The 13,641-nt window shown below is 70.7% G+C and carries 17 protein-coding genes; 3 read left to right on the forward strand and 14 right to left on the reverse strand.

Annotated elements, in window-relative coordinates:
* The first annotated feature begins 3 nt into the window (after positions 1 to 3).
* On the forward strand, positions 4 to 1,032 hold the full coding sequence (locus PVT71_RS01880) for a siderophore-interacting protein (RefSeq protein ID WP_353472804.1): 1,029 nt from the start codon (positions 4 to 6) through the stop codon (positions 1,030 to 1,032).
* Between the two features lie 67 nt (positions 1,033 to 1,099).
* Here PVT71_RS01880 and PVT71_RS01885 read toward each other — a convergent pair whose 3' ends face one another.
* The 14 genes from PVT71_RS01885 to PVT71_RS01950 all read right to left on the reverse strand — a co-directional run bounded on the left by PVT71_RS01885 (position 1,100) and on the right by PVT71_RS01950 (position 12,112).
* Positions 1,100 to 1,876, reverse strand: a complete 777-nt coding sequence (locus tag PVT71_RS01885) for a 5-oxoprolinase subunit PxpA (protein WP_353472805.1) — start codon at positions 1,874 to 1,876, stop codon at positions 1,100 to 1,102.
* Between the two features lie 27 nt (positions 1,877 to 1,903).
* Positions 1,904 to 2,917 (reverse strand): biotin-dependent carboxyltransferase family protein, encoded by a 1,014-nt coding sequence (locus PVT71_RS01890; RefSeq protein ID WP_353472806.1) that lies wholly within the window; start codon positions 2,915 to 2,917, stop codon positions 1,904 to 1,906.
* Positions 2,914 to 3,651, reverse strand: coding sequence for a carboxyltransferase domain-containing protein (locus tag PVT71_RS01895; RefSeq protein ID WP_353472807.1), 738 nt, complete (start codon positions 3,649 to 3,651; stop codon positions 2,914 to 2,916). Before PVT71_RS01895 ends, PVT71_RS01890 begins: the two co-directional genes overlap by 4 nt.
* Positions 3,652 to 3,900: 249 nt before the next feature.
* The gene (gene yacG, locus PVT71_RS01900) at positions 3,901 to 4,089 is read right to left on the reverse strand and encodes a DNA gyrase inhibitor YacG (protein WP_353472808.1); all 189 of its coding nucleotides are present in this window, start codon (positions 4,087 to 4,089) and stop codon (positions 3,901 to 3,903) included.
* The gene (locus PVT71_RS01905) at positions 4,086 to 5,129 is read right to left on the reverse strand and encodes a ribonuclease E/G (protein WP_353472809.1); all 1,044 of its coding nucleotides are present in this window, start codon (positions 5,127 to 5,129) and stop codon (positions 4,086 to 4,088) included. The genes yacG and PVT71_RS01905 overlap by 4 nt, the downstream gene beginning before the upstream one ends.
* A 16-nt stretch (positions 5,130 to 5,145) precedes the next feature.
* The gene (locus tag PVT71_RS01910) at positions 5,146 to 5,724 is read right to left on the reverse strand and encodes a Maf family protein (RefSeq protein ID WP_353472810.1); all 579 of its coding nucleotides are present in this window, start codon (positions 5,722 to 5,724) and stop codon (positions 5,146 to 5,148) included.
* A gap of 65 nt (positions 5,725 to 5,789) precedes the next feature.
* Entirely contained in the window at positions 5,790 to 6,008 is a 219-nt protein-coding gene (gene infA / locus PVT71_RS01915) for a translation initiation factor IF-1 (protein ID WP_005978431.1), read from the reverse strand.
* 107 nt (positions 6,009 to 6,115) lie between these two features.
* On the reverse strand, positions 6,116 to 7,000 hold the full coding sequence (locus PVT71_RS01920; protein ID WP_353472811.1) for a carbon-nitrogen hydrolase family protein: 885 nt from the start codon (positions 6,998 to 7,000) through the stop codon (positions 6,116 to 6,118).
* 91 nt (positions 7,001 to 7,091) lie between these two features.
* Entirely contained in the window at positions 7,092 to 7,691 is a 600-nt protein-coding gene (locus PVT71_RS01925) for a GNAT family N-acetyltransferase (RefSeq protein WP_353472812.1), read from the reverse strand.
* Positions 7,688 to 8,086, reverse strand: coding sequence for a ketosteroid isomerase-related protein (locus PVT71_RS01930; protein ID WP_353472813.1), 399 nt, complete (start codon positions 8,084 to 8,086; stop codon positions 7,688 to 7,690). The genes PVT71_RS01925 and PVT71_RS01930 overlap by 4 nt, the downstream gene beginning before the upstream one ends.
* Entirely contained in the window at positions 8,083 to 8,529 is a 447-nt protein-coding gene (locus tag PVT71_RS01935) for a low molecular weight phosphatase family protein (protein WP_353472814.1), read from the reverse strand. The genes PVT71_RS01930 and PVT71_RS01935 overlap by 4 nt, the downstream gene beginning before the upstream one ends.
* 4 nt (positions 8,530 to 8,533) lie before the next feature.
* A complete protein-coding gene (locus PVT71_RS01940) occupies positions 8,534 to 9,013 on the reverse strand; it encodes a UPF0262 family protein (protein WP_353472815.1) in 480 nt (159 codons plus the stop codon).
* A 134-nt stretch (positions 9,014 to 9,147) separates the two neighbouring features.
* Entirely contained in the window at positions 9,148 to 11,280 is a 2,133-nt protein-coding gene (locus PVT71_RS01945) for an FG-GAP-like repeat-containing protein (RefSeq protein ID WP_353472816.1), read from the reverse strand.
* A gap of 112 nt (positions 11,281 to 11,392) precedes the next feature.
* Positions 11,393 to 12,112 (reverse strand): helix-turn-helix domain-containing protein, encoded by a 720-nt coding sequence (locus tag PVT71_RS01950; protein WP_353472817.1) that lies wholly within the window; start codon positions 12,110 to 12,112, stop codon positions 11,393 to 11,395.
* Positions 12,113 to 12,261: 149 nt separating this feature from the next.
* Here PVT71_RS01950 and PVT71_RS01955 point away from each other — a divergent pair, with 149 nt between their 5' ends.
* Positions 12,262 to 12,798, forward strand: a complete 537-nt coding sequence (locus PVT71_RS01955) for an OsmC family protein (RefSeq protein WP_353472818.1) — start codon at positions 12,262 to 12,264, stop codon at positions 12,796 to 12,798.
* Positions 12,798 to 13,625: a methyltransferase domain-containing protein gene (locus PVT71_RS01960; protein ID WP_353472819.1), complete on the forward strand. Its 828-nt coding sequence runs from the start codon at positions 12,798 to 12,800 to the stop codon at positions 13,623 to 13,625. Before PVT71_RS01955 ends, PVT71_RS01960 begins: the two co-directional genes overlap by 1 nt.
* Positions 13,626 to 13,641 lie beyond the last annotated feature (16 nt).

Genomic DNA, 13,641 nt, shown 5'->3' on the forward strand with positions numbered 1-13,641 from the left:
CCCGTGACCCTGCCCATCCGCCCCACCTCCTCCAGTCGCTTCGACGGCGCCCTGCCCGAGGGCTTCGTCGCCCACCTGCGCGCCCATCTCGAGGAATACGGCGTGCCGCTCGAGGAACGCGGCGCGCGGCTGACCGCCCGCTACGCCAAGGCCGACGTGGCGCTGCACCTCGACGCCGGGGGCTTTGCCGTCGAGATCGCCGCCGAGGACGAGCTGCCGCTGCACCAGTGCCGCGAGACGGTGATCTACCTGCTCGACCACCTGCTGCCCGAGGCCGGGGCACGGATGAGCTGGAGCGGCGTGGCCGAGGCGCGCACCCCGCCCAACTTCCACTTCGCCACCGTGCTCTCGACGCGGCGGATCACCCCGAACTTCCTGCGGCTCGAGATGGCCTGCGACGGCATCGCGGCGCTTTCCGAGGGCGGCATGCACTTCTCGCTGCTGCTGCCACCCGAGGGCAGCAGCCCGCGCTGGCCCGAGCTGACCGAGCAGGGCCGGACGATCTGGCCCGACGGCGCCTGCGCGCTGCACCGGGCGGCCTATACCTTCGTCTGGCTCGACGCGGCGGCGGGGCGCTTCGCCTTCGACATTTTCGAGCACGAGGGCGGGCGCACCACCGACTGGGCGCGGCGCGCGGCGCCCGGCGAGACGGTCGGCATCATGGGGCCGGGTGGCGGCGATTTCCCGCAGGCCGAATGCCTGCTGCTGGCCGGGGACGAGACCGCCCTGCCCGCGATCCGCCGCATCCTCGAGCACTCGCCCACGACCCGTCGCGGCACGGTGCTGATCGAGACCGGCTCCGAGGGCGACCGGCCCGAGCTGCCCCTTCCCCCGGGCATGAGCCTGCGCTGGATTCCCCGCGAGGGCGGCGGGCTCGAGGCCGCGCTGGCCGAGGTCACGGAGATCGAGGACGGCCAGCACGTCTGGCTCGCCGCCGAGAAATCCGTGGTCCGCGCCGCCAAGGCGCAGTTCAAGGCGCTCGGCCTGCCGCGCGAGCTGGGATATTTCTCGGCCTACTGGATCCGGGGCTGACGGGCTCCCCCAAAAACAGACGCGGGGCTCCCGGCCCCGCGCCCTTCGTCTTCGATCGTGAGGTCGCTCAGACCCCGCCGGTGCGCCCCGGGAAGACCGCCAGCGTCACGCCCGCGCCTTCGAGCGCCGCGCGCACCGAGCGGGCGATCTCGAGCGCGGTCTTGCCGTCGCCATGCAGGCAGATCGTGTCCACCGCCGCCGGGATGTGCCTGCCGCTCTCGGTGATGATCGCGCCCGCCTGCACCATCTTGACCATGCGCTCCGCCGCCAGCGCGGGATCGTGGATCACCGCCCCGGGCAGCGACCGGTCGACCAGCGTCGCGTCGTCGTTGTAGGCGCGGTCGGCGAAGATCTCGCCCGCCCAGCGGCAGCCCAGCTCCTCGACCGCCGCCTGCTGCTGCGTCGCCGCCAGCACCATGACGATGATCCCGGGATCGACCGAGAGCGCGCCCTCGTAGGCGGCCATGGCCATCGCCTTGTCCTCGGCGCACATGTTCGCGAGCGCGCCGTGCAGCTTCAGGTGCCGCACCGCGCCGCCCGCCATGGCCGCCATCGCCTGCGCCGCGCCGAGCTGGTAGGCCGCGAGGTTGCGCAGGCTGGCCTTCGACAGGTCCATCCGCCGCCGCCCGAAGCCCTGCAGGTCGGGAAAGCCCGGATGCGCGCCGATGCCGGTGCCCTTGGCCACCGCCAGCTTCATCGTCGCCGCCATCACGTCCGGGTCGCTGGCATGAAAGCCGCAGGCGATGTTGGCCGAGGTGATCACCTCCAAGAGCGCCGCATCCTGCCCCATGACCCAAGGGCCAAAGCTTTCTCCCATGTCCGCGTTGAGATCGACGCTGGTCATCCCGTGCTCCCTTCCTCTTCGATGTGCCTAGTGATCGTGATGCTCGCCGTTGGAAAAGCCGCTGACCAGCTTGTAACCCAGCAGGTCCGGCACGTCGCCGGGGTGGCGCACCAGCGGCTCGACTTTGCGCGGCAACTCCTTGAGCGCGGCGCGGAACGCCGCCTCGGCCGCCAGCGCCTCCTCCATCGTCACGAAGCGGAAGCGCAGCTCGGCCCCGGCGGGCGCCTGCGCGACGCGCGGCAGGTCGGCGGGGATGACAGTGGCAAGGCGCGGGTAGCCGCCGGTGGTCTGCGACTCGGCCAGCAGCACGAAAGGCGCGCCGTCGCCGGTCACCTGGATGTCGCCGGGGGTGATGATCTCCGAAACCACCGAGAGCCCGCCCTCGACGCCGAAGGGCGCGCCCTCGGGCACGACCTTGACGCCCATGCGGTTGGCGCGGGCGTCGCGGATGAAGCGGGTGGTGCCGAGCCGGGCGCGCTGCTCCTCGGGGAAGAGCCGGGTCTGCAGGCTTTCCACCACGCGCAGCTCGCCGCCCGAGAACCGGTCGGCCACCGCCAGCCTGCGCGCCACGGCGCTGCCGCGATCGGCGCCGACGGGAATGCGGTCCCCCGCCTCGACCGCCCGGCCGAGCCCGGCGGTCAGATGCGCCGAGACCGCGTCGAGGATCTCTTCCGGGACGAGCCCCCCGCCCACCGACAGGTAGCCGTAGGCGCCCGATTGCACCGGCCCGATCTCCAGCACCGCGCCCTTCGGCAGGGCGTGGCAGGCGTGCCACGTGACCGGCGCGCCGTCGATGCTGGCGCGCATCGGCGCGCCGGTGAGCGCGATGCGCAGGTCGCACCCGGCCTCGAAGCGCCCGCCCAGGCCGCCCATCTCCAGCGCCGCGGTCTCGCCCTGCCCGAGCAGCGCCGCGCCCTCGGCCAGCGCCAGCCGGTCCATGGCGCCGCCGCGCGAGAGCCCGTAGGCGATCCAGCCCGGCCGCCCGCCGTCCTGCAGGGTGACCGCCGGTCCGGCGCGGTGGACGATGAGTTCACGGGTCATGCCAGCGCCTCCCATGTCGCGCCGCCCTCGGGATCGGCCTGCATGCGGGCGAAGACCTCCTCGGAGACCTGCGGGAACTCCACCTCGTCGCCGGGGGCCAGCAGGAAGGGGCGCTCGGCACCGAGCCGGAACAGCGGTGCGGCGGTCTGGCCGACATGGCGCCAGCCGGTCGGCGCGGTGACCGAGAAGATGACGAACTGCCGGATCGCCAGCACCAGCGCGCCCTTCGGCACGCGCGGCGTCAGCGCCTGCTGGCGCGGGATGTTCCAGACCTCGGGCAGCTCGCCGAGATAGGGCTGGCCCGGCGCGAAACCGAGCGCGGTGACCCGCACCCGCGCCGAGGAAAGCGAAGCCAGCGCCTCGGCCTCGGTCATGCCCGCCACCTGCGCCGCCTCGGCGAGCTGCGGGCCGAGCGTGCCGCCGTAGACCGTGGGGATGCGGTGCAGCCGGCGCCCGTGCGGCATCTCGGCCTGCAGCCAGTCGCGCGAGCCCATGAGCGCGCGCAGCCGCGCCTCGAGCGGGGCATGGCCCACCGCCAGCGGATCGAAGCGCAGGTAGGCAGAGACGAGCGAGGAGGAAATCTCCTCCACCCCGTCCCAGCGGTCTGCCTCGAGCGCGGCGCGGAAGGCCAGCGCGGCGCGGTTGGCGGGCTCGCTCAGCTTGTCGCCGAAGCTCACCAGCATGCCGTCGATGCCGGCGGTGCGCAGCAGGGGATAGGCGGGAAGATCACTCATGCGCCGGACGTTAGCGCAGTCCCGCGCGGCTGCAACAGGCAATAGCGCCGCCGCCCCGCCTGCGTGTCGCGGCTTCCACATGTGTCAAATATCCCGGGGGAGACGCGCGCAGCGCGGCGGGGGCAGAGCCCCCTCTTCTCTTCCTGGCGCGCCCTTGGCGCAGGGGGGCAGCGCCCCCTCTTTCCCTTTCGGCGCGCCCAAGGTGCGCGGCGGGCAGGGACCGGTGGCGGGACCGGGGTCCCGCGCGGGTCAGTGCCGGGTCTGCTTGGCGCGTTCGCGCTCGGCGGCCTCGATCGCCTCTTCCACGTCCTGCGGATCGTCGGAGGGCACGGCGTAGCTGCCCGACATCCACTTGGCGAGGTCCACGTCGGCGCAGCGCTTCGAGCAGAAGGGCCGGTACTTCTCGTCCGAGGGGCGGTTGCAGATCGGGCAGCTCATGACAGCATCCCCGGCTTCAGCACCTCGCTCAGCGGCACGCGCTCGCGCTTGCGCTGCAGCTCCATAAGCCCCAGCTGGGTCCAGCCGGCAAGGATGGTCTCGGTGGCATCGGTCTTCAGCGCCGCGCGCAGCACGGTCTCGAGCTGGCGGCGTTCCTTCTTGGGGATCGGCGCGGGATCGACGATCACCTGCCCGCCGAGGCCGCGCAGGCGCAGCTGCCGCGGCAGCTCGCGCAGGGCGGCGATATTGGCCTTGAGCCCCGCCGCCGGCGAGGTGTCGCCGCCGGTGTTGACGTCCACCGCCACCAGCGCGCGGGTGGGCTCGATGCACATCGAGCCGCCGCCGGGCAGCGGCACCAGCGCGCGCTCCAGCGCGGCGATCATCTCGTAGACGCCGTGACGCTCGAAGGCGCCGGGCTCGGTGTCGACCTCGGCCTCCTCCCACTCGCGCCAGGCCTGCGCGTGCGGGCCGTCGCCCTCGACCAGCACCTCGGCCTTGCCCGAGACATCGGCCATCACCTGCTCGCAGAGCTGCGCCATGGCGGCAACGTCCTCGGCGATCTCGTCGGGGTCGCCCATCGCGCAGGAGGAGCGCAGGATCAGGCCGTTCTCGGCCTCCTTGGCACCGGGCATCACCTCGTGGGCGATCTCGAGCAGGCTCTCGCGGATGTCCTCGTCCTTGATGCGGCGCGAGATGTTCAGCCCCGGCGCGCCGGGGGTGACGATCGCGTAGCGCGACTTGAAGAGGATGCGGGTGGTGACGGGGATCGCCTTGCCGGGCTCGGCGAAGCCGGTGACCTGCACGATGACCGGCTGGCCGGGGGCGAGCCCCTTGACCTGCCGCAGGAAGGCCGAGCCCTCGGGCGTGTCGAGGAACATGCCGCCCTGCCCCTTCATCGGGCGCTGCGCGATGCCGCGGTAGATGGTGCCCGGGCGCGCGTGGTCGCTGTCGATCAGCAGGTCCTCGAGCTGGCCGTCGACGATCAGCGCCGCGGCCTCGGCCTCGCCGAGGTGGCCGAGAGCAATGGTGCGTCCCTTCATGCGACTTCCCTCTTCGTCAGTCTGCGGGTTTGTAGAGCGGGTAGCCCGCCGCGAGCAGCAGGTTCGCGGTCTCGGCCAGCGGCAGGCCGACCACCGAGGTGAAACTGCCGTTGATCCACGGGATGAACGCGCCGGCGGGGCCCTGGATGCCGTAGCCCCCGGCCTTGCCCTGCCAGTCGCCCGAGGCGAGGTAGGCGTTCAATTCTTCGTTGGAGAGGTTCTTCATCTGCACCTGCGTGACCACGTCACGTTCCCAGACGCGATCGCCCCGGCGCACCGCGACGGCGGTGATCACCCGGTGACGGCGGCCCGAGAGCCTGGTGAGGAATTCGGCGGCCTCCCCTGCATCGCGGGGCTTGCCCAGGATGCGGCGCCCGAGCGCGACGGTGGTGTCGGCGGCAAGCACGATCTCAGTGTCGGAGGCGGGAATCGCCTGCGCCTTCTCGCGCGCGAGACGCACGCAGTAGGGGCGGGGCAGCTCGCCCGGCATCGGGTCTTCGTCGATGTCGGGCGGGCGGATGTCGCCCGGCACCACGCCGAGCTGCGCGAGCAGCTCGAGTCGCCGGGGCGAGCCGGAGCCGAGGACGAGTTTCATGCGCGGACCTCCCGTGCCCGGTACAGGAACGCGGGATCCGCCATGAGATTCCGGGTCATGCGGAATTACTTGAAGCGGTAGTTGATCCGGCCCTTGGTCAGATCATAGGGCGTCATTTCCACCTGAACCTTGTCGCCGGCAAGAACCCGGATGCGGTTTTTCCGCATCTTGCCTGCCGTGTGCGCGATGATCTCATGGCCGTTCTCAAGCTCGACCCGAAACGTCGCGTTGGGCAGGAGTTCCTTCACGACACCGGGAAATTCGAGCGTATCTTCCTTGGCCATGCTTTCTCCTGAAAATGCCGTTCCGCTGACTTTCGCGGAACGCGGATGCATATGCGCCCAAACGGGGCAATTTTCAAGACCACAATTGCAGATTGTCGGAATGGGCTCTAGCGCAGCGCCCGCATGGTCACGGGGCCGTCGCGGCCGGACTGATCGTCCCAGTGGCTGCGGTTCAGCACGACGCCATCGTTACGGACCCGCGCGACGGCGTCAAGGTCAACCTCGGCATAGGTCCATCCGGCCACCCCAAGCGTCCCTTCGGCGATGACGCCAGTGGCGGGAAAGCCGGTGTCGGGCGGGCAGAAGACCCCGCCCATGCCCATGTTGGTGTCCACCGCCTCGGACCAGTCGCAGCTGCCGACGGTCGAGGCCATGACCGCGATGCACTGCTGCTCGAGCGCCCGGGCCATGGCGCCGATGCGCACGCGGGAATAGCCCGCCTGCGCCTCGGTGCAGGAGGGCACGAGCAGGAGCTCGGCGTCGCGCAGCGCCCGGGCGAGCAGCGGGTACTCGCTGTCGTAGCAGATGAGGATGCCGATGCGGCCGAGCGCGGTGTCGAAGAGCTGCAGCGGCGCGCCGCCGACCACGTGCCAGTCCTCGCGCTCGAAGCGGGTCATGATCTGCTTGTCCTGGAAGGCCATGCCGCCGGTCGGGGTGAAGAAGCGCGCGCGGTTGACCGGACGCGGGCCGATCGCGGCGTCGAAGACCGGGGCCGAGGCCGCAAGGATATGGGCGCGGTATTTCGTGGCGAGATCGGAATGCAGCGCGTCGACCCGCGGGATGCGCTCGGAGACGGCGTGCAGCGAGGCCTCGAGATCGGCGGCGGTGGCGCGGCCCGCCAGCGTCGCGATCTCCATCGAGCCGTATTCGGGGAAGACCATCAGCTGCGCGCCCTGCCCGGCCGCCTCGGCAACCCAGGCCTCGATCTTGGCGGCGTAGGCGTCCCAGTCCTGAAGGAAATCCATCGGGTAGGCGGCGGTGGCGATCTTCATGCGCGGCGTCCTTGGTGAGGCCGGAAGAGCGGGGGCTCCGCCCCCGTCCGCTGCGCGGACTCCCCCGGCGTATTTGGAAAGAGAAGAAGGCTCAGGCGGGGTCCGTGTCGAGATCCCGGAGCCAGAATTGCAGCGGATGCTCGGTCTCTGCGGACTGGTCCACGTCGCGCCAGCGGAAGCGGGCGACGACGCCCTCGAGCGGGGCGTAGCCGCGCTTGCGCCAGAACGGGCCCAGCGGGGCGTATCCGGCCGGGCGCAGCGGGTGGTCCTCGGGGCGCTGCACGGCGCAGAAGGCGCTGTGGCGGCGGCCGAGGCCGCGGGCATGGGCCTCGCGCGAGTCGAAGAAGCGGTGGCCGATCCCCTGCCCGCGCGCCTCGGGCAGCAGCACCGACTCGGCGCAGTAGAAGATGTCCGGCAGCGCGAGACCGGTGGCGGCGAAGGGCGCGGCGAAGTCCCCGGCGTGGTCCTCCATCGGCGTGCCGGTGGCGGCGCCGACGAGCCGCGCGCCGTCGAAGGCGCCGACCAGCACCGCCCCGGCGCTGGTCCGGTAGCTCTCGAGGTAGCGCCGCTCGTAGTCGAGATCGCCGTCGTAGAGATAGGGCCAGTCGCGGAACACGGCGATGCGCAGCCGCGCCACGTCGTCGAGCGCGGCGTCGAGCGCCGCGCCGGTGAGGACGCGAACCTCGGTCACGAGACCTGCCGGATCCAGTCGGCGAGGTTGTAGTAGGTCACCACGCGGGTGATCTTGCCGCCGTCCAGCGAGAAGAACGAGCCCGCCGGCAGGCGGTAGGTCTGCCCCGCCGCCTCGGGCAGGCCGGCGTCGGTGCGCAGGTAGGTGCCGTTCACGGTGAACTCGGCGGCGGCGCGGGTCCCGCCCTCGGCCTCGAAGATCACCATGTCGGTCAGGTGCTCGTCGTAGCAGTGGGACATGTGGGCGCAGAACTCGGCGAATTTGGTCTTGCCCGAGCGGACCTGCCCCTCGTTCACGTGATGCGCGATATCCGCCGAGAGCAGGTCGAGCATCGCCTCGGTGTCCTTGGCGTTGAAGGCGTCGAAATAGGCCTTGATGGTGTCGGTGGCCGTCATGTGTCTCCCCATCGGGTCTTGAGCTTCTCGTAGATCTGGTCGCGGGTCTGGCGGTAGGCGTTCATCTTGGTCTCGCGGGTCTCGCCGAGCCCCGTCGGATCCATGATCGGCCAGTATTCCACCGTGAGGTGGAAGAAGCGGGTGAGTTCCAGCGCGGCGCGCTGCGAGGCGGGTGACATGGCGACGATCAGGTCGAACCCCGACAGCGTCTCGCCCATCTCCTCGAGCTCCTCGAAGCTGCGCGAGCGGTGGCGCGAGAGCTCGACGCCGATCTCCTGGCAGACGGCGATGGCGAAGCCGTCGATCTCGAGATCGTTCACCACGCCCACGGACTGCACGTAGGTGCCCTGCCCGTAGAGCTTTTTCATGATGCCCTCGGCCATGGGCGAGCGCACGGCGTTGTGGTCGCAGCAGAAGAGCACCGATTGCGGCAGCTTCGGCACGCGGTCAGCCTCCGAAATGCAGCACGCAGATGAGGGTGAAGAGGCGCCGCGCCGTGTCTATGTCGATCTCGGCCTTGCCCTCGAGCCGCTCCTGCAGGATGCGCGCGCCCTCGTTGTGGATGCCGCGGCGGGCCATGTCGATCGTCTCGATCTGGCTGGGGGCGGCGGATTTCACCGCGTCGAAGTAGCTCTTGCAGATCTGGAAGTAGTCCTTGACCACCTGCCGGAACGGCGCGAGCGAGAGGTGGAACTCGGCCGCCGGATCGCCGCCCTCGGTGGTGATGTCGAAGACGAGGCGCTTGTCGCGGATCGACAGGCCGAGCGCGTAGGGCCCGTCGGGCACGTCGCGGCCGTTGCGCGCCGGCAGGGAGAAGCTGTTCTCCTCCATGAGGTCGAACATCGCCACGCGCCGCTCCTGCTCGATCTCCGGGGTCGGAGGCGGCAGGTTGGCGTCGTCCAGCTCGATACGGGCGATGTGGCTCATGGGCGCGTCCTCGGCATGTGCCGGACTTTCCTAGCGCAGGGCATTGGGGCGCCGCAATAATCATTGCCCCGCCGCCCCCGCTTTTGCGCCGCGCGCCGCGCGTGATGCCGGTTCGGCGACCGCTCAGCGCGGCGTCACAGCAGCCGCTCGCCGTCGTCGAAATAGCCGACGTGGATCCTCGGCCCCCAGTACCACTCGACCGCGACGAAGGGATCGCCGAGCGCGCCGGCATCGGTGAACCTGCCGGTGCCGTCGTTCCTGAGCAGGTGCAGCTCGGTGCCCTCGGCGGTCTCGGTGGCGAGGAGCACGTCGATGTCGCCGTCGAGATCGTAGTCCTCGGCCGCCGTGAGGTTGCCGGCAAAGGCGGGGTCGAGGCTCTTGAGCTCGAAGCGCACGCCCTCCGCGTCGGAGACCACGTCCCAGGTTCGCAGCCCCGCCCCCCCGCCGTTCTCGTCCTGCGAGTGCCCGGCGCCAATCAGCTCCATGTTGCCGTCGCCGTCGAAATCGGCGACCTCGAACGCGCCCTGGCTGCCGCCCATCGGCGAGATGCGCGGCACCGGGCCGCCCTGGTCGTGCCCCGTGCCGTCGTTGAGCCAGGCGTAGATCCCGCGCCCCTCGCCGCCGACCACGAAGACCACGTCGAGATCGCCGTCGGTGTCGAGATCGACGATCTGCGGATCCCCGGCCGGAGCGGTGCTCGGCGACATCGAGGCGCTCGTGTGGAACTGCCCGGTGCCGTCGTTGAGCAGGATCCTCATCGCGTTGATGTCATAGGCGGCGAAGGCCAGCGCATCGAGCTGCCCGTCGCCGTTGAAATCGCCCAGCCGGGCCGGGTGAGGACCGGAGCCGAACTCGAAGCCGCTGAGCGCCATCAGGTCGAACCGCCCGGTGCCGTCGTTCCCGAAGACGATCAGCGAGCCGCCGACGAGGCTGGCGCCGAGCAGGTCGATGTCGCCGTCACCGTCGACGTCGCCGGCATCGTGCAGCTCGATCACCCCGTCGTGGTAGCTGCCGTAGGGCTGGTCGTGGTCGAGCACCGGCATCTCGAAGGTGATGCGCTGCGCCTGCTGCCACAGCGGCACGAATTCCCCGACGCCGACATTCTCGTTGATCGTCACGTCGAAGTTGAACTCCTCGACGTCGTCGTCGAACTCCTGCCAGTAGTCGTCCTGCATCTGCAGGAAGTCGTCGTCGCCATCGCCGTCGACGTCGGCGGCGATGACCTGGTTGTGGTAGCTGCGCACGAAAGTGTCGATCAGCGAGAAGCTCCCGGTGCCGTCGTTGAAGCCCACCTGCGCGCTGTCGAAGACCTGGTCGGCGCGGTTCTCGAGATACCAGATGTCGGGCTGCGGCCGGTCCGGCGGGAACGGCGGCGCCACGCTCGTCAGCTCCACGTAGTCGAGCCGCAGCGGCTCGCCGCCGTCGCCCTGGCCGTCGAACTGGATGGTGTCGCCGACCTCGAGCCGGACGTTCTCGAAGGTGATCGTCCTGCGGCTGCTCCTGTCGGCGATCGCCGAGCCCTCGTCGGAATCGAAGGGCACGCCGTAGGTGTAGCCCCAGTCGAAGGCGATGCTGAGCGTCGAGACGCCGTCTGTCTCGTCGAAATAACCGATCGTCAGGTCGTAGAGCCCGGCGTGCTGGACGGTGTACTGCGCCTGCGCGCGGTCGCCGCTGGTGTGCTGCAGCATGTAGCCGCCGGAAGCCGCGCCGTTGTGCACCACCGAGAAGCCCTGCAGGATCTCCAGATCCTCGGCCTCGATCTTCAGCGTCTCGCCGACCAGCGGCGTCGAGGCGACGATGTCGATGTAGTCGGTGCGCAGCGGCTCCCGGCCGTCGGCGCTGCCGCGCAGCTCGATCACGTCGCCGGGCTCGATCGCCACGCGATAGGCGGTGAACTCGGCGCGGGCCGCCGGGGTGACGATCTCGGTGCCGGTCGTCGCGTCCCAGTCGAACTCCGCCACCACGGCGCCGTTCACCACGAGCGCCATCCGCGAGACGCCGTCGGTCTCGTCGAAATAGCCGATGGTGAGATCGTAGAGGCCGGACGGCGTGTAGGGCCCGCCGGGCCCGGCGAAGATGCCCCCGGCGCTCGAGCTGCCCGCGTTTGCCTGCAGGTAGTGCCGGGCCGAGGCGTGGGGGTTGCTCCAGACCTCGAAGCCCGCGGCGATGGTCAGGGTCTCTGCCTCGGTGCGGCCGGTGGTGATCGGGGCGGTGAAATCGGGAACCGGGAACGAGAATGTGGGTGAATACAAAGAGGGGACAGGCATGCGAGTGCTCCCTTCAATCCATATCCAAAATTCGCGCATAAAATGTGGCGAGATAGTGCCCACTCACCCCCTGCGGGTCAACTCCGGCGTCCCGGCGGTGGCGGGTCCGCGCTCAGATCGCCTCGCGCCGGGACGCGCCGGATCCGTCCCTCGCGATCTGCGCGTAGCTGCTGCGGACCAGCCAGCGGGTCAGCGTGCGCGCCAGCAGGTCATGGCCGGTGAGCGTGATTCGTCCCGCCTCGATCTCGGCCTCGAAGCTGGAATGTCCCATCCAGGCCGAGGTCAGCGCCCGCAGGTCGGCCACCACGTAGAGATCGACATCATGCTTCGGATCGGCAAAGCAGAGGTCCGTCTCCTCGCCCGGCTTCGCGACGAGCCAGTATTTCGCCGTCCCGTTCGGCGGATCGTCGAGGCGGAACTGGATGACGCTCTTGCGCTTGGGCAGCTCCAGCAGGTCGATCTTGCGCCGGATGTTCCACATCAGCATGCGCGCATCGAGATCCTGCAGCGAGGTCTCGCAGGCGATGTTGCGGTGCGCCCATTCGCCGAGCGCGCGGATCAGCGGCTCGAGCTCGTCGGCAAGCGGGGTGGTCAGGTACTCTGCATGGGCCCCCGGTCCGGAGCCGCGCCGGGTGACGAGCCCGTTCGCCTCCATCTCCTTCAGCCGTTTCGACAGCAGGCCCGGCGACATGCCGGGCACGCCGCGCTGGATCTCGTTGAACCGGGTGGACCCGGACCACATCTCGCAGAGCACGAGCATGGTCCATCGCGGCTCGAGCAGGCTGGCCGCCATCGCGACGGGGCAGAACCTCGGGTAGCTGGTCTCGGCCATGGCAGGCTCCTCCCTGCGGGGGCTCGTCCCGGCGCGCGCCGGGATCCGCTACGGAAACTGTAGCAGGTTTGCTCCACTTGCTGAACTGGATTGGCCGCGCCGCCGGTGCGAGCCTTGCCGCATCCCCCAGACGGCAGAGGAGCCCGGAGATGACGGCACGGACGGACAGCGACAGGAACCGCCACGCGCGCGAGGCGCAGCAGCGGGTGATCTCGGTCTTCGGCAAGCGGCCCGAGGCGGCGCGCAGCACCAACCACGGCACCGCCCGCGTCGGTGACGGGCTGGCCTGCGTCTACGAGCAGGACGGGCGGCGGATCGCCATCGACATGCCCGCGGCGGTGGGCGGCAGCGACACCGGCCCCTCGCCCGGCTTCTTCGGCCGCGCCGCGATCTGCGGCTGCGTCGCCATCGGCATCAAGATGACCGCCGCGCGCGAGTCCCTTCAGATCGACGCGGTCGAGGTGGAGATCGAGCAGCACTGGGACGACCGCGGCCTCTTCGCCATGGCGGGCGTGGCTGCGGGGCCGCTCGACACCTGCCTCGCGATCCGCGTCACCTCGCCCGAAGCGCCCGGGCTTGTCGAGGAGATGGTCGCACGCGCGCTGGCCTGCGATCCGTGGTTCCTTGCCTTCCGCGACGCGCAGAGGATGCGCACCGAGCTTGCCTGCAGCGCGGGGGCCGCGTGATGGAGCCGCGCCTGCAGACCCGCATCCAGCGCTACGGCTGGGATGCCGCCGCCGGGGTCTACCATTCCGGCTGGGAGGCGCAGCTGCGCCCGGCCCATGACCACCTGCTCTCGCTGGCCGGGATCGGCGCCGGGATGCGGGTGATCGAGACCGCCTGCGGCAGCGGGCTGGTGACGGCGCGGCTCGCCGAGGCGGTGGGTCCCCGGGGGCATGTCCTCGCGACGGATCTCTCGCAGGGGATGATCGACGAGCTGCGCGCGCGGCTCGGATCGCGGCCCGGTGCCCCGGTCGAGGTCGCGCGCATGGCCGCCGAAAGCCTCGAGGTGCCGGACCGGTCCTTCGACGCGGCGATCTGTGCGCTGGGGCTCATGTACACGCCGGAACCCGCGGCCGCGCTTGGCGAAATGGCCCGCGTGGTCGTGCCCGGCGGGACGGTCGCGGCGACGGTCTGGGGCGAGCGGCGCAACTGCGGCTGGGCCGAGGTCTTTCCCATCGTTGATGCCCGCGTCACCTCGGAGGTCTGCCCGCTCTTCTTCGCCACCGGCGCACCGGGGGCGCTGGTGCGCCTCTTCGAGGCCGCGGGGCTGGACCGGATCGCCGAGGACCGCCACGCCGAGACGCTGGCCTTCGCCTCGGCCGCCGCGCTGCTCGACGCCGTTCTGCTGGGCGGGCCGGTCGCGCTTGCGGTCAAGCGGCTCGGCGCGGCGGGCTGGGACGGGCTGCGGGACGACTTCCTCGCCTCGGTGAGGGACCACCTGCAGCCGGACGGCAGCTACCGCATCCCGGGCGAGTTCGTCACGGTCAGGGGCACGGTGCCGGAAGGCTGACGCCCGCCGGCGGCAA

The organism is Salipiger sp. H15 (assembly GCF_040409955.1).
Taxonomy (GTDB): Bacteria; Pseudomonadota; Alphaproteobacteria; order Rhodobacterales; family Rhodobacteraceae; genus Salipiger.

Coding starts and splice junctions, on each gene's coding strand:
- PVT71_RS01885 (WP_353472805.1), bottom strand. CDS start 1,876: ATGACCAGCGTCGATCTCAACGCGGACATGGGAGAAAGCTTTGGCCCT.
- PVT71_RS01890 (WP_353472806.1), bottom strand. CDS start 2,917: ATGACCCGTGAACTCATCGTCCACCGCGCCGGACCGGCGGTCACCCTG.
- PVT71_RS01895 (WP_353472807.1), bottom strand. CDS start 3,651: ATGAGTGATCTTCCCGCCTATCCCCTGCTGCGCACCGCCGGCATCGAC.
- yacG (WP_353472808.1), bottom strand. CDS start 4,089: ATGAGCTGCCCGATCTGCAACCGCCCCTCGGACGAGAAGTACCGGCCC.
- PVT71_RS01905 (WP_353472809.1), bottom strand. CDS start 5,129: ATGAAGGGACGCACCATTGCTCTCGGCCACCTCGGCGAGGCCGAGGCC.
- PVT71_RS01910 (WP_353472810.1), bottom strand. CDS start 5,724: ATGAAACTCGTCCTCGGCTCCGGCTCGCCCCGGCGACTCGAGCTGCTC.
- infA (WP_005978431.1), bottom strand. CDS start 6,008: ATGGCCAAGGAAGATACGCTCGAATTTCCCGGTGTCGTGAAGGAACTC.
- PVT71_RS01920 (WP_353472811.1), bottom strand. CDS start 7,000: ATGAAGATCGCCACCGCCGCCTACCCGATGGATTTCCTTCAGGACTGG.
- PVT71_RS01930 (WP_353472813.1), bottom strand. CDS start 8,086: ATGACGGCCACCGACACCATCAAGGCCTATTTCGACGCCTTCAACGCC.
- PVT71_RS01940 (WP_353472815.1), bottom strand. CDS start 9,013: ATGAGCCACATCGCCCGTATCGAGCTGGACGACGCCAACCTGCCGCCT.
- PVT71_RS01945 (WP_353472816.1), bottom strand. CDS start 11,280: ATGCCTGTCCCCTCTTTGTATTCACCCACATTCTCGTTCCCGGTTCCC.
- PVT71_RS01950 (WP_353472817.1), bottom strand. CDS start 12,112: ATGGCCGAGACCAGCTACCCGAGGTTCTGCCCCGTCGCGATGGCGGCC.
- PVT71_RS01955 (WP_353472818.1), top strand. CDS start 12,262: ATGACGGCACGGACGGACAGCGACAGGAACCGCCACGCGCGCGAGGCG.
- PVT71_RS01960 (WP_353472819.1), top strand. CDS start 12,798: ATGGAGCCGCGCCTGCAGACCCGCATCCAGCGCTACGGCTGGGATGCC.